Source organism: Yinghuangia sp. ASG 101, assembly GCF_021165735.1.
In the GTDB taxonomy this organism is placed as follows: Bacteria; Actinomycetota; Actinomycetes; order Streptomycetales; family Streptomycetaceae; genus Yinghuangia.
This window is the reverse complement of record NZ_CP088911.1, coordinates 6,207,525-6,221,277: the sequence shown is the minus strand read 5'-3', so window position 1 is coordinate 6,221,277 and position 13,753 is coordinate 6,207,525. Positions and strand designations below refer to the sequence as shown.

Annotated in this window: 9 protein-coding genes and 2 pseudogenes; 8 read left to right on the top strand and 3 right to left on the bottom strand. The window is 75.6% G+C overall.

What is annotated here, in order from left to right; translation table 11 throughout:
* The first annotated feature begins 487 nt into the window (after window positions 1–487).
* The 5 genes and pseudogenes from LO772_RS35935 to LO772_RS26565 all read left to right on the top strand — a co-directional run.
* Window positions 488–1,813 (top strand): sensor histidine kinase, encoded by a 1,326-nt coding sequence (locus LO772_RS35935; RefSeq protein ID WP_269453095.1) that lies wholly within the window; start codon window positions 488–490, stop codon window positions 1,811–1,813.
* The gene (locus tag LO772_RS26580; protein WP_231774552.1) at window positions 1,810–2,472 is read left to right on the top strand and encodes a response regulator; all 663 of its coding nucleotides are present in this window, start codon (window positions 1,810–1,812) and stop codon (window positions 2,470–2,472) included. Before LO772_RS35935 ends, LO772_RS26580 begins: the two co-directional genes overlap by 4 nt.
* A gap of 183 nt (window positions 2,473–2,655) precedes the next feature.
* The gene (locus LO772_RS26575) at window positions 2,656–3,255 is read left to right on the top strand and encodes a DUF5134 domain-containing protein (protein WP_231774551.1); all 600 of its coding nucleotides are present in this window, start codon (window positions 2,656–2,658) and stop codon (window positions 3,253–3,255) included.
* A gap of 163 nt (window positions 3,256–3,418) precedes the next feature.
* A complete protein-coding gene (locus tag LO772_RS26570) occupies window positions 3,419–4,441 on the top strand; it encodes a hypothetical protein (RefSeq protein ID WP_231774550.1) in 1,023 nt (340 codons plus the stop codon).
* Window positions 4,438–5,565, top strand: a pseudogene (locus LO772_RS26565) (M48 family metalloprotease); the annotation flags it as partial. The gene LO772_RS26570 and the pseudogene LO772_RS26565, both read left to right, overlap by 4 nt.
* Window positions 5,566–7,095: 1,530 nt before the next feature.
* Here LO772_RS26565 and LO772_RS26560 read toward each other — a convergent pair.
* The 3 genes from LO772_RS26560 to LO772_RS26550 all read right to left on the bottom strand — a co-directional run bounded on the left by LO772_RS26560 (window position 7,096) and on the right by LO772_RS26550 (window position 9,601).
* On the bottom strand, window positions 7,096–7,569 hold the full coding sequence (locus LO772_RS26560) for a DUF1697 domain-containing protein (RefSeq protein WP_231779734.1): 474 nt from the start codon (window positions 7,567–7,569) through the stop codon (window positions 7,096–7,098).
* 95 nt (window positions 7,570–7,664) lie between these two features.
* On the bottom strand, window positions 7,665–8,723 hold the full coding sequence (tsaD, locus tag LO772_RS26555) for a tRNA (adenosine(37)-N6)-threonylcarbamoyltransferase complex transferase subunit TsaD (protein WP_231779733.1): 1,059 nt from the start codon (window positions 8,721–8,723) through the stop codon (window positions 7,665–7,667).
* 359 nt (window positions 8,724–9,082) lie between these two features.
* Entirely contained in the window at window positions 9,083–9,601 is a 519-nt protein-coding gene (locus LO772_RS26550) for a Fur family transcriptional regulator (RefSeq protein WP_231774549.1), read from the bottom strand.
* A gap of 47 nt (window positions 9,602–9,648) precedes the next feature.
* Between LO772_RS26550 and cobG the strand changes: the two are divergent.
* The 3 genes and pseudogenes from cobG to LO772_RS26535 all read left to right on the top strand — a co-directional run.
* A pseudogene (gene cobG, locus LO772_RS26545) lies at window positions 9,649–10,905 on the top strand (precorrin-3B synthase); the annotation flags it as partial.
* Between the two features lie 348 nt (window positions 10,906–11,253).
* A complete protein-coding gene (locus LO772_RS26540; RefSeq protein ID WP_231779732.1) occupies window positions 11,254–11,880 on the top strand; it encodes a precorrin-8X methylmutase in 627 nt (208 codons plus the stop codon).
* A 152-nt stretch (window positions 11,881–12,032) separates the two neighbouring features.
* Window positions 12,033–13,610 (top strand): precorrin-2 C(20)-methyltransferase, encoded by a 1,578-nt coding sequence (locus LO772_RS26535; RefSeq protein ID WP_231774548.1) that lies wholly within the window; start codon window positions 12,033–12,035, stop codon window positions 13,608–13,610.
* Window positions 13,611–13,753 lie beyond the last annotated feature (143 nt).

The window sequence follows — 13,753 nt, the reverse complement described above, 5'->3', positions numbered from 1 at the left end:
CGGCGCCGGCCGCGAAGTAGGTGGGGCCGGCGCCGGCCGCGAAGTAGGTGGGGTCGGCGCCGGCCGCGAAGTAGGTGGGGTCGGCGCCGGCCGCGAAGTAGGTGGGGTCGGCGCCGGCCGCGAAGTAGGTGGGGTCGGCGCCGGCCGCGAAGTGGGTGGGGTCGGCGCCGGCCGCGGCGTGGGTGGGGGACGAGTTGCTGGGCATGGGGGCTCCCGGATCGCGGGGAACGAATGGCGGGTGAACGGCACCGAGCCGGTTTCGGTGGTGCCGCGGAACGCCTCCAGACTGCGGCGGGCCGGGGGTCCGCGACGTCCCGCTCCGGGAGGCACCTGCGCGTCTTCCCCGGCAGCACCGCGGGGCGGTCGCCGGGGTCGGGGGTACTCCGCCGGGAGCAGGCGGGACGGGGCCGGCTGCGCCGCGGGGAGGCGCCGCGATGCCGTCAACCGAGGGACGATTCGGGCGTGCCGCCGGACCTATCGTGAGCGGGTGAACGCATCCACTCGCCTGGCGCCCGATCCCGGGCGCGACCGTGGACACGACCCGGGTCGGACGCGGTTGTTCGGGCCGCCGTTGCCGCCGCCTTTCGTCGGGATCCCGCGGGACGCCGTGCTGGCGTTCGTGGTCGGCGTGCTGCAGATCGGCGGCATGATCGCGGCGTCGCACAACCAGCGCGGCCGGGACGACGTGCGCGGGATGGACGTGCTGGCGTACGTCCTGATCGCGCTCGGCCCGCCGATGCTCCTGGTGCGGCGCGGGTATCCGGTGCAGGTGCTCGTCGGGACGCTGCTGCCGACGGTCGCCTACACGCTCCGCGACTACCCGCCGGGGCCGGTCTTCCTGGCCCTGATCGTCGCGTTGTTCACGGCGCTGACGGCCGGGCACCGGGCGGTGTCGTACGGCGTCCTCGTCGTGGGGTATGCCGTGATGGGCTGGCTCGGGCCGCTGGCGCGCGGCGAGGGCCTGCCGAGTGCGGGATGGGCCGGCGGGGTGGCCGCGTGGCTGCTGGTGCTGGCGGCGTTCAGCGAGGTGGTCCGGGTCCGGCGGGCCTATGTGGCGGCCGAGCGGCGGCGGGCGGCCGAGGAGAAGGCGGCGCGTGAGGAGGCCGACCGGGCGCGCGCGGGCGAGGAGCGGCTGCGGATCGCCCGCGAGTTGCACGACGTCCTGGCCCACCACATTTCGCTCATGAACGTGCAGGCGTCGGTCGGATTGGAACTCATGGACGCCCACCCCGATCAGGCGCGGACCGCACTCACGGCGGTCAAACAGGCGAGCCGGGAAGCGCTCGGCGAACTGCGGGGCGTCCTGGCCATCCTGAAGGGCGAGGGCGAATCGGCGCCGCGCACGCCGACGGCGGGCCTCGCGGACCTCGACGAGTTGGTCGCCCGCGCGTCGACCGCGCACCTGGCGGTACGCCTCGAACGCGCCGACGACGTGGGCAACCTGCCGGGCCCGGTGGGCCTCGCGGCGTACCGGATCGTGCAGGAGGCGGTGACGAACGCCGTGCGGCACTCCGGGGGTTCGACGGTGGTCGTACGGCTGGGCATCGAACACGCCGCCGACGGCGACGCGCTGCGGGTGACGATCGAGGACGACGGGCGGGGGGCGTCGGTCGGTGCGAGGCCGGGTGCGGGCGGAGGGACCGGCGGCGGGCACGGGCTCCGCAACATGCGCGAGCGCGCGTCGGCCCTCGGCGGCACGCTGGCGACCGGTCCGCGTGCGGAAGGCGGCTATCACGTGGTGGCCGTACTGCCGCTGGGCGGACAAGATGGGGGAGCCCCCGAAGCCGCGTCCCCCGAAAGGCATTCCGCGTGATCAGGTTGATCCTCGCCGACGACCAGGCGCTCGTGCGGGCCGGGTTCCGCGCGCTGCTCGACGCGCAGCCTGACATGACCGTGGTCGCCGAGGCGGCCGACGGCGCGTCCGCCCTCGCGGCGGTGCGCGAACACCGGCCCGACGTCGTGCTCATGGACATCCGCATGCCGGGCGGCGACGGCCTGGAGGCGACGCGGGCGATCACCGCGGACCCGGCGCTGGCGCACACCAAGATCATCATCCTCACGACCTTCGACCTGGACGAGTACGTCTTCGAAGCACTGCGCAACGGGGCCGGCGGATTCCTCGTCAAGGACACCGAACCGGCCGAACTGCTGCACGGCGTACGGTCGGTCGCGGCCGGCGACGCGCTGCTGTCGCCGGGAGTCACGCGGCGCCTCATCGAGGAGTACACGGCCCAGGCGAGCCCCCCGGCGCAGACCCCCGACCTCGACCTGCTCACCGCGCGCGAACGCGAGGTCGTCGCACTGGTCGGACAAGGGCTGTCGAACGAGGAGATCGCGGAGCACCTGGTCGTGAGCCCGCTGACCGCGAAGACGCATGTGAGCCGGGCGATGGTGAAGCTGGCGGTACGCGACCGGGCGCAGTTGGTGGTGTTCGCGTACGAGACCGGGCTGGTGCGCCCGGGGCGGCGGTAGTCCGCGCGGCGGTCGACGCCCGCGCTCGGGTGACGGCGCGACGTGTGGCGCGATCGGATGCGCCCACGCCTGTCCCGGGGGGCGCGCGATCGCCGTGCCGCACGGCGCACTTCGGGTACGCGCGGCCACAGAGTGCGACCTTCCGATGCGGACCCGCGGTGGCTCGCGGGGAAGAACACCGAAATGGACGCACAGCTGCTCGCCGCCGAACTCGGAGTCGTCGCAGGCCTCGTCGGAGCGTGCGTGCACCGGCGCGACGGGGCGGGGGCGTGGTCGCCGCACCTGGTCATGGGCGGGGCGATGGGCGCGATGGCGTTACCGGAGCACGATCCGCTGGGCCCGGGCGGGTGGATGCTGCTGCTCGGGTGTGCGGCGGCGTGGGCGTGGGGGCGTCCGGGGCGCGGCCGGGAGCGCGCGGCGGTGGCCTTGGACCTCTATGTGATGGGCGTGGCGACGCTTCTGATGCCGGCCGTGCACGGAGGCGGCCACGGCTCGGGGACCGCGCACCACGCGGCCGGCGAGCCGGCGTCGGGCTGGTGGTCGGGGCCGTACGCGGCCCTGCTGGTGGCGTGGGCGCTGGCGCGCGTCACGTTGGCCGCCGCCGAACACCGGCGCCGCGCGGTCGCGGACCGCGGATGCGACGCGGAGGACGCCGGGTCCCCGGCGCTCGGCGCGGCGGGCGGGACGGTCGTGCTCCGGCGCGGGGCCGCGAAAGGCTCGGTGCCGTCCGTGTGTTCGATGGTGATGATCGGCGCGATGGGCATGATGGCGTTCGCCCCGTGATCCCACCGACTCGAACACTCTGATCGAAAATTGCGGCTCTTCCTCCGTTTGGGTGGAACGTACTCCGGATGGCCCCTGACCGGTTGGATTCCGGCGACACTCGATGTCGAGGCGCCGCGCGGGTCGTTCGTGCGGCGTGCTGCGTCGATCGCGGGGGTGCCCCATGGCCGTTGCCGTCCGAGATGTCGTCCGGTACGCCCTCACCGAGGCGGCACCGCACGAGCTGCCGCTTTTGGACAGCCTGTGGCAACTCGACGACGACGCGATCGGCCGGGTCGTCACGCGGTCGCGCCGTCGCCGCGATCCCCTCGCGTTCGGGGTGAACGACGCCGTGCAACTGGTGTTGCCCGTGCTGTGGGTGGTGCTGACCGAGACCGCCCGGCAGGCCTCCTCGATGGCGGTCATCGCGGGCTGGCGCAAGTTGCGGCCGGTGCGCTGGTTCGCCCGGCGCGGCCGGGCGGGCGGCGGCGGTGCCCCGTCCACACTGCTGCCACCGCTGTCCCGCGAACAGATCGCCGACGTCCGCGAGCGGGTGCGCGCGCAGAGCCTCGCCGCGTCGCTCACGCCCGAGCGCGCCGAGGCGCTGGCCGACGCGGTCGCGGTACGACTGGCGCTGGCGATGGACGACGAGACGGTCGGCGCGGTCGATCCGCGCGCTACGCGAGAGGCGCTGGAGGCGCGGGCCGAGCCGGACGCCGAGGCCGAGATCGGACGGGAGGGCGAGATCGAAGCCGGTGACGTGACCACTCCCGGCGCCGAGCCGGATGCCGACCGCGCGCGCTCGGCGATCCCCGAACCACGCCCGAGGCACGCCTCCGCGACGGAGTCCGGAACGGGTCCGGATGCCGGTGCCGAACCAAGTGCCGGCACAGGTGCCGACGGGGGTGCCGACGGGGCTGCCGACGCCGGTGCCGAACCACGCGCCGATGTCGGGACCGGGCGCGCGATCGGCGACACGACCGACCACGAACCGGCGTCCGTGCCAGGCGAAGACGCCACCGACGCCACCGACGCCACCGACGCCACCGACCAGCCGGACTCCCGTGCGGAGCAGGAGGTTTCCCGCGAGCCCGACACCGACCCCACCGATGCCACGCCCGACTCCGCGTCCGCCCCCGGGCGCGTCCCCGAGCCCTCCCCCTCCCCCGAGTCCGACACCGCGTCGCCTTCCGCCCGTGAGCCGTGACCGTGCGCACGGGCGATCTGGACCGGCGGGTCCTGCGGTCCGGAACGAGCCTGCGCTTCGCTCTGCTCGCGGTGTTCACCACCGCTGCCACGGTGCAGCTGTCGTCGTCGCTGGGCACGGCGTTCCGCGGCGCGGCCCCCGCGAGCCTGCCCGCCTGGTGCGGCCGTGCCGTCGGGTCCGAGCGGCAGGACCGGACGCTTCCGGACGCCCCCCGGCAGGGGGTCGCCCCCGCGTTCGGTGAGTGCGTCGTCCGCGGCGCGCCGGGCGCGTGGCGGGACGCGGTGGCCGCGACCGTCGTCGTGTACGCGCTCGCGGCGGCGGTGTACTGGTGGCTGCCGTCCTGGCGCACCCGTCACCGGCGCCTGGTCCCGGTACGCCCGGACAGCGAACTGGGCTTCGAGCTGCGGGCGTTGGCGCGACGCGCGGGTTTGGCGCGGGGCCCGCGCTTCATGATCGATCCCGGCGCGCACACGACCGGGGCGGTCGCGTTCGGGCGCTGGAAGCGGCACATGGTCTGCCTGCACGGTGGCCTGGTGGCCCGAAGAGCGGCCGATCCGCAGGCGTTTCGCACGGTGGTGCTGCACGAGATCGCGCACATCCGCAACCGGGACGTCGACATCGTCTACGCGGCCGAGGCGCTGTGGCGGGTCTCGGCGGCGGTGGTCCTCGCCCCCACCCTGGTGCTCGCGGTATTCCCGCGAATCGACCGCGGGAGCCTCGGCGCGACCGTCGAGTTCTGGCACCACGACGCGCACGTGGGCGCACGGCGCCTGCTCGACGTCGCGGTGCTCACGGGGCTGAGCCTGCTCGCCCGCGCCGACGCCCTGCGGACGCGCGAGTTGTACGCCGACCTGGACGCGGTGCGGTGGGCGGCACCGCCTCCGGCTCCCGCGGTGCCCGCGGCCGTCACCCTGGCGGTTCCCGGCGGCACCGCGCCACCTCACGCCGTCGCGCCGTCCCCCGCGCTCCTGGCCGCCTCGCCGTCCGCGCACTCCGCGTGGATCATCGCCCGCGCCACGGCGAAACCGGTCGCCCCCGGGGCTTGGCGGCGCCGTCTGCGAAGACCCCGCAAGCGTGCCGCGAGGCTGTTCCGCACCCATCCCGACTGGTCGGAACGGGCCGAGTCGCTGCGGCAGCCGGACGTCTTGTACGGCACGCACTCGTCGACGATGGCGATCACCGGCATCGCGGCGGTCGTCGCGATGGTCGGGCTCACGTCCGTGCGGCCCGACAACGCCTCCGACCACATACCGCTCTTCGGCGGCAGCGCCACGACCTGGCTCATGGCCGTGCTGCTCGCCGGGATCGCGGGTGTCGCGCTGTGGCGCCGGGTCGTCTTCGCCATCGCGACCGGCGCCCCGGCGCCCGCGGGGGTGCGGGCGGGTTTCTGGCTCGGCGTCGGGGTGGCCCTCGGGGAGTTGGTGTCGTTCCGCGCGGCCGGGCGCGGCTGGCTGCCGGACCGGCCGGGCTGGCTGCTGGTGCCGATCGTGGTGGCCTGCATCCTGACCTGGTGGGCGGCGCAGTGCGCCGAGCTGTGGGTGTCGGGCAGCCGGGGCCGCAGCCTGCGGACGGTTCATCTGGCGGCGCTGGGCGTCTTCGTCGTGGTCGTGGGTGCGTGGCTGGTGTGGTGGGAGACGATCGGGCGGCTGTATCTCGCCGGGGTCCCGGCCGGGGGTGTCGACACCGGCGCGTTCGGCCCCGAGCACCTCACGGGGACGCCGGCGCAGATCGACGCGCTGCGTCCGTGGTGGCCGGTGTACCGCAACACGGTGGTGCTGATCCACCATCCGCTGGTGCTGACCGGCGGCGCGGCGCTGTGGTTGTTCCCGCTGATCGCCTGGGGCCGGAGCACCGGGCCGTGCCCGCCCGAGTGGCTGCGGCGGGCCGTCTGGGGCCGGGAGCCGGAGACGGTCCCGCAGGCGTCCTTGCCGCGTTTCCGGTCGCTCGTCCTGCTGAGCCTCGCGGGCGGGGCGCTGTGCCTGGCTGCCGTCGTGGCGGCGCGCCTGGCCCTGCGTCCCGATACGCCGGATCCCGGCGCGCTCGACAGTGCCTGGATGCTCCGGGTCACGTGGTGGCACGCGGTGGCGCTGATCTCGGCGTCCTCGGTGTGGGCCGCCGGGTGTGCGGGGCTGGCGAGCCGATGCCGGGCGCCGGTGGCGCTGGCCTCGGCCGGCATGGCGATGTGCATCGGGCTGGCCGGTACGTACGTCTTGGCGTCGACGGAGGGGTGTGTGCCGGGGATCGGGGTGATGGCCGCCGAGTGCCGGTGGTACGGGCACGCCGGGCGGCAGATGGTCGGGGCGGTCCCGGGGCCGTTCGTGATGGGGCTGGGGATGTTCGCGGTGACCGGGGCCGCCCTGCTCGGCGACCGGGTCAGGTCCGCGGTCGACCGGCGGCGCACGCCCTCTCCCCCGCCGCCGCGACCGGCTCCGCTACGGCTGTCCGCGCGGCGGATCGCCGCGCGCCGCGTGGCGGTGGCGGGTGTGGTCGTTGTGGTGTCCGTGGCCGTCGTGCACTGGTGGGACCCGTCGAACACGGCGGATGTCGGGGACGCGTCCGCGTCGTCCCCCGCGCGCACGCCCGCGGTGCCGCCGGGATCGCACCCATCCCCCGCGCCTCCGCCGCCCGGGGGCGCGCCGCGTGGCGGCGAACGGTCAGTGCCCTTCCGCGAGGGCGAGCAGTTTGGTGACGGTGTTCCAGTTGCGGGCGGTGCCGCTGACCCGCAGCGCCCGTTCGACCAGGAGGGGGAGCTTGGCGTCCGCGATCCCGCGCGGCAGATCGAAGTAGATCTCGCGTCCGCGGACGGCCATTTCGTCCGGCTTCTGTGCCTCGGTATCGATCCCGGCGAGGGCCGCCGTATCGACCGGATCGGCGTGGAACGTCACCAGGAACCGCGAAGGATGGTTGACCGCGAGCGGGTTCGCCTCGACGACCGCGCGCATCTCGGCGGCGGTCCGGACCATGACCTTGATGTCGCGCCCGTAGGTGGCGGCGAGTGCGGTCTCGATCGCCCGGGCCACGTCGGCGGGCGCGGTCCGCTGCGCGGTGAGGACGGCGTTGCCGCTCTGAAGCAGCGTCCGCACGTCCGCGTAGCCGAGATCGGCGAGGAGCGCGCGGAGTTCCGCCATCGGCACCTTGCCGCGTCCGCCGACGTTGACGCCGCGCAGGAGCGCGATGTGCCGCGTCCCGTACGGGACTTCGTCGGACGCGGCCGGCGTGGGGCTCATCCCGCGACGGCCCACTCGACCGGTTGCGGCTGAAGCAGCGCGTCGACGAGCGGTGCGGACGGGTCGATGGTGAGGTCGAGCCCGGCCGGCGGGCGGCCGGCGTGGATGAGGAGGTCGCCGACGGCCGCCGTCATCGCGCCGTTGTCGGTGCACAGCCGCAGCGGGGGGACGCGGAGGGTGATGCCCGCCGCCGCGCAGCGCTGGTCGGCCAGGGCGCGCACGCGCGAGTTCGCCGCGACGCCGCCGACCACCACGAGCGTGTCGACGCCGCGTGCGCGGCACGCGGCGATCGCCTTGCGGGTGAGGACGTCGGCGATGGCCTCCTGGAGGGACGCGGCGGCGTCGGCGACCTCGGGTTCGCGGCCGGCGCGGCGCTCGTTCTCGACCCAGCGGGCCGCCGCGGTCTTCAGGCCGGAGAAGGAGAAGGCGAAGGGGTCGTCGCGCGGACCGGTCATCGGACGCGGGAACGCCACCGCCGCCGGGTCGCCGTCGCGCGCGGCACGGTCGACGTTCGGGCCGCCGGGATAAGGGAGCCCGAGCACGCGGGCCGCCTTGTCGAAGCATTCGCCGGCCGCGTCGTCGACGGTGTCGCCGAGGTGTTCGATCGTGTCGCGGGCGAGGTCCCGCACGTACAGGAGTGAGGTGTGGCCGCCCGAGACGATCAGCACGATCGACGGGTTAGGCAGCGGTTCGCCGTCGAGGGTCGCGGCGGCGACGTGCCCGGCCAGGTGGTGGACGCCGTAGAGCGGGACGTCGAGCGCGACCGCGTACGCCTTGGCCGCCGCGACGCCGACCTGGAGTGCGGTGGCCAGGCCGGGCCCGGCGGTCACCGCGATCGCGCCGACGTCGCCGAGCGTGAGGCCGGCGTCCGCGAGCGCGGCGCGCACGACCGGGGTGACGGAGTGCAGGTGGGCACGCGCCGCGATCTCGGGCACGACCCCGCCGAAACGCGCGTGCTCGTCCATGCTCGACGCGACCGCCTGCCCGAGGACGACCCCGTCCCGCACCAGCCCCGCGCCGGTCTCGTCGCAGGACGTCTCGATCCCCAGGACCACCGGACCCACGTCACGCCTCCTTCTCCGCCTTCTCCGCCTTCTCCGCTCTCCGCCTTCTGCGCATCGCGCGGCCCCGCGCGTGCGCGGGGCGGCCTACCCCACCGATCGTAGTCGCCCGTTCGGCCTCGCCCGAACGTGTCGACCGGCCCGGCGCACCCGGTGGCGGCGTCCGGCTCGCCCTTCGGCGGCCCCGCGACCGGGACGGTGTCGGTGTCCGCCTCGTCGTGCCCGAAGCGCTCGGGCGGGACCACGCGGTGGCCGTCGGCGCCCCCGCGGCCGACCGGAATGCCGCGGCCGGGCCGCGTCGGCGGGTCGTCCCCTTCGCCCGCCTTCCTCCGGTGCCCGGAGCGCGGCCGGCGTCAGCGGCGGCGGGCGGGGTTCTCGGCGCACGCTTCGCAGTGGCCGGCGAGGGCGACCGCGGTGGGGTCCAGGCGGAAGCCCGATTCCTCGGCGAGGCGGCGGGCCACCGCGTCGAGGAGGTCGGCGGGGGCCTCGCCCACGTGGCCGCAGGCTCGGCAGATCACGTGGAGTCGCGGAGGTCCGTCCCCGCGCACGGACGCCGCCAGGCGGTACGCGGCGGCGTCGGGGCCCATGCGGGTCTGCACCACGAGACCCAGGCGTTCGAGTGCGTCCAGAGCCCGGTAGATCGTCGTGCGGTGGACGCCGGGCGCGGCGCGGTTGACCGCGACGAAGGCCTGATCGGCCGTCAAGTAGCCCTGCGTGTCGGCCAGTACGCGCAAGACCGCGGTGCGGGCGACGGTGACGCGCTCGCCGTGGGCGCGGATTCTGCGGACCGCCGCGTCGACGGGGTCGGGAGGCTCCGCGGCGCTTCGGGGCGAGGAGCCGTCGGGGGTGGGGTGCGCCGCTCCGTCGTCCATATGCAACAGTGTCGCATCTGGCCGGAGCAACGTGAAAGGCGGTGGCCATGGACGCGACGACGCGGATGTCGGACGCTGCTTGCGTGGCCGATGGCACGGGGGCTCGGGTGCGGGACCGCGACGACGCCTGCCCGGGAACGCTCGACGCGGCGCGGGGCGACGACGGTCTCATCGCACGGATCCGGCTTCCCGGCGGGCGCGTCTCCACGGCGCAACTGCGTGCGCTGGCCGCGGGCGCGCGCGACTTCGGCAAGGGCGTCGTCGATCTGACGGTCCGCGCGAACGTCCAGGTGCGCGGGCTGTCGCCCCGCGGAGTCGCCGCCCTGGGCACGCGGCTCGCCGACGCCGGGCTGATGCCGTCGCCGTCGCACGACCGCGTCCGCAACATCAGCGCGAGTCCGTTCGCCGGACGCGACCGCGACGCGCTGGTGGACGCCGACGCGCTGGTCGCGGCCCTCGACACCGCGCTGTGCGCGGATCGCGAACTCGCGGCTCTGCCGGGACGGTTCCAGTTCGCCGTGGACGACGGCGGGGTGCGGATCGCGACGGCCCGGCACGATGTGGCGCTCGTCGCCGACGCGCCGGGCGGCGTCGCCCTGCACGTCGCGGGGGTCGGCACCGGGCTGCGCGCGGCGGGCGCGGACGAGGCGGTCGAACTGGCGCTGCGTGCCGCTCGCGCCTTCCTCGACGCGAGGACCGCGAACGGCGCGTGGCATGTCCGGGAACTCCCCGGCGGCGCCGACGGCTTCGCGGTCCGGCTGCGCGACGCCGGAGAGATCACCGCCCCGGACGACGCCGGCGCCCCCGGAACTCCCGCCGCGCGGCGGCCGGAAGGCGCGGCCGACGGCCGTCCCGCTCCGCCGCGCGCCGCCTCTCCGGCCGTCGGCGTCATCGCGCAGCACGACGGGCGGTTCGCGGTCTCGGCGCTGGTCCCCCTGGGACGGCTGACGGAGCGTCAACTCCTGGCGTTGGCCGACCTCGCGGAGTCGGCGACCCTCGGTGTCCCGGCGCGCGTACGGCTCGCGCCGTGGCGCGGCGTCGTCATCGGTGACGCCTCCCCCGAGGAGGTCGAGCGCGTCGTCGCGGCACTCGACCGGCTCGGCCTCCCGACCTCGCCGACTTCGGCGTGGCGGCGGGTGAGCGCGTGCAGCGGGGTGGGCGAGTGCCGCCGCGCGCACACGGATGTCCGGGCGCTGGCCCGGGAGTTCGTGGCGCGGGCCGATACCCGCGAACCCGGCGGGCGGGTCGGTGCGGTGCACTTCGCGGCGTGCGGGCGCGCGTGCGGCCGTCCGGTGGGGGCGGCCTCGGTGGTCGCCGTCGGCCCGACTCCCGACGAACACCCGGATGCGTCCGATGCGTCCGATGCGTCCGATGAGTTCGAGGAGTTCGAGGTCACGGCCGCGGATCGGGCGGTCGCCGACGCGTTGGCCGGAGTCGTCCGTGTGCTGCGGCCGTCGGCTTCCGTCGCGGCGGCGTGCGGCACTCCCGAACGCGCGGCGGATGTCGGCGCCGGGGCGGCCGGCCGCGCCCCCGGCCGATCCGCGGAGGCTTCGGACACCCCGCCCGGCGACACCGCCGGCGCCGCCGCGCGCACGCGTCCGACAGCCCGAACCACCCCATCCTCACTCGTACTTCCCGAGAGGCGGCCCCCCGTGGACGACTGGCTGAAGGACGGCGCCGAGATCTACCGCCGGTCGTTCGCGACGATCCGCGCGGAAGCCGATCTGGCGCGCTTCCCCGACGACGTCTCGCGCGTGGTCGTCCGCATGATCCACGCCTGCGGCATGACCGATCTGCCGGACGCCATCGGCTTCCACCCCGACGTGGCGCGCGCCGCCGGTGCCGCCCTGCGCGCGGGGGCGCCGATCCTGTGCGACGCGCAGATGGTCGCGTCGGGCGTCACGCGCGCCCGGCTGCCGCGCGACAACGAAGTCAAATGCCTGTTGTCGGACCCGCGCGTCCCGGCCCTCGCCGCCGCGCAGGGCACGACGCGCAGCGCCGCGGCGGTCGATTTGTGGGGCGACGACCTGGCCGGTGCGGTCGTCGCCGTCGGCAACGCGCCGACCACGCTCTTCCGGCTCCTGGAGCTGCTGGACGCGGGCGCCCCCGCCCCGGCCGCGATCGTGGGCGTGCCGGTCGGGTTCATCGGGGCCGCCGAATCGAAGCAGGCGCTGGCCGAACGGGCGGGCGACGTCCCGTACCTGGTGGTGCACGGGCGGCGCGGGGGCAGCGCGATGGCCGCCGCCGCGATCAACGCGATGGCGAGCGAGAAGGAGTGAGCACGCCGAGCCGGCGGCGTGCCCGCCCACACGGGAGCGCCGCGCCGACGGGCGACCGGCCTCCGGGCCCGCCCGCCGCGGCGCCGCCCCGGAGTGCGACGTCCGCCGCCCCCGCACCCGTATCCACCGGAACGAACCTGTCGGAGCCTCCCGTGACCGAAGCCGCCCCCGCCCCCGCCTCCCCCGGGACGACCGGCCGCCTCTACGGCGTCGGCCTCGGGCCCGGCGACCCCGAGTTGCTGACGCTCAAGGCGCACCGGCTGATCACGTCCGCGCACGTCGTGGCGTACCCGGTCAAGAAGGGTGCCGCGGGCGTCGCGATCACGATCGCCGGGCGGTACCTGAGCCCCGACCAGCTCCGGCTGCCGCTGGTGTACCCGGTGACGACCGAGGAGACCGACCACCCCGGCGGGTACGACGGCGCGCTCGCCGAGTTCTACGACGGCACCGCCGCCGAGATCGCCGCGCACCTGGACGCCGGGCGCGACGTCGCGGTGCTGTGTGAGGGCGACCCCTTCTTCTACGGCTCGTACATGTATTGGCACGAGCGCCTCGCGGACCGCTACCCGACCGAGGTCGTGCCGGGCGTCACGTCGGTCAGCGGCGCGTCGGCGATCCTGGGCCGCCCGCTCGTCCAGCACGACGAGGTCCTGACGATCCTCCCGGGTACGCTGCCGCCGGACGTGCTGGCCGCCCGGCTGCGGACCGCCGACTCGGCCGCGGTCATCAAGCTCGGGCGCCGGCATTTCGCCGACGTGCGCGGCGCGTTCGAGGATGCCGGAACCGCGGACCGCACGTGGTACGTCGAACGCGCCACCACCGCACACCAGCGTGTCGCCCCGCTCGCCGAGGTCGAGGCCGCGAGCGTGCCGTACTTCTCGCTCGTCGTCACGCCGTCGACCGCGCCGGGGACGCCCTTCGCCACGAACCGCGGGCCCGGCACCGTGGTGGAGGAGCCGTACGCCGTCCCGGCCCCCACCGGCGAACTGGGCTCGGTGGACGTCGTCGGCCTCGGCCCGGCGGGGCCCGCGTGGCTGACCCCCGAGGCGCACGCGGCTCTCGCGGCGGCCGACGACCTGGTCGGCTACGGGCCGTACGTCTCCCGCGTGCCCCCGCGCCCCGGTCTGCGGCGCCACCTGACCGACAACCGCGTGGAGGCCGAACGCGCCCGCCACGCGCTGGCGTTGGCCGAGGCCGGGGCCCGTGTCGCGGTGGTCTCGTCGGGCGACGCGGGCGTGTTCGCGATGGCGTCGGCGGTGCTGGAGGCGGCGGACGAGACGAAGAGCCCGGTCCCGGTCCGGGTCGTCCCTGGGCTGTCCGCGATGCAGGCCGTGGCCTCGCGCGCGGGCGCCCCGCTGGGCCACGACTTCTGCGTCATCAGCCTGTCGGACCGGCTCAAACCGTGGGACGTCATCGCGGACCGGCTGACCGCCGCGGCCCGGGCCGACCTCGCGGTGGCGATCTACAACCCGGCGTCGAAGACGCGGCGGCACCAGGTCGCCGAGGCCCGCGACCTGTTCCTGGCCTACCGCGACCCCGCGACCCCGGTCGTGGTGGGACGCGACGTGGGCGGCCCGACGGAGTCGGTGCGGACCGTCGCGCTCGGCGACCTCGACCCCGAGACCGTCGACATGCGGACCCTGCTGATCGTCGGATCGTCGACGACGCGGACCTACCCCCGGCCGGACGGCGGCGTCGGCGTCTACACGCCCCGCCGGTATCCGGCGTGAGGACCGCCGCGACCGTGGGACGGTAAGTCACGGAACACCGCTTTTCGGAAGGTTTGTCGTGCTCCACTTCGCGACGTGCGCCCGCCCTGCCCGCGCGGCGTTCCCGCGCACGGGTCCGCGAGGCACGGACGTCGCACGTCTGA

Coding starts and splice junctions, on each gene's coding strand:
- LO772_RS26570 (WP_231774550.1), top strand. CDS start 3,419: ATGGCCGTTGCCGTCCGAGATGTCGTCCGGTACGCCCTCACCGAGGCG.
- LO772_RS26550 (WP_231774549.1), bottom strand. CDS start 9,601: ATGGACGACGGAGCGGCGCACCCCACCCCCGACGGCTCCTCGCCCCGA.
- LO772_RS26560 (WP_231779734.1), bottom strand. CDS start 7,569: ATGGCGGAACTCCGCGCGCTCCTCGCCGATCTCGGCTACGCGGACGTG.
- LO772_RS26575 (WP_231774551.1), top strand. CDS start 2,656: ATGGACGCACAGCTGCTCGCCGCCGAACTCGGAGTCGTCGCAGGCCTC.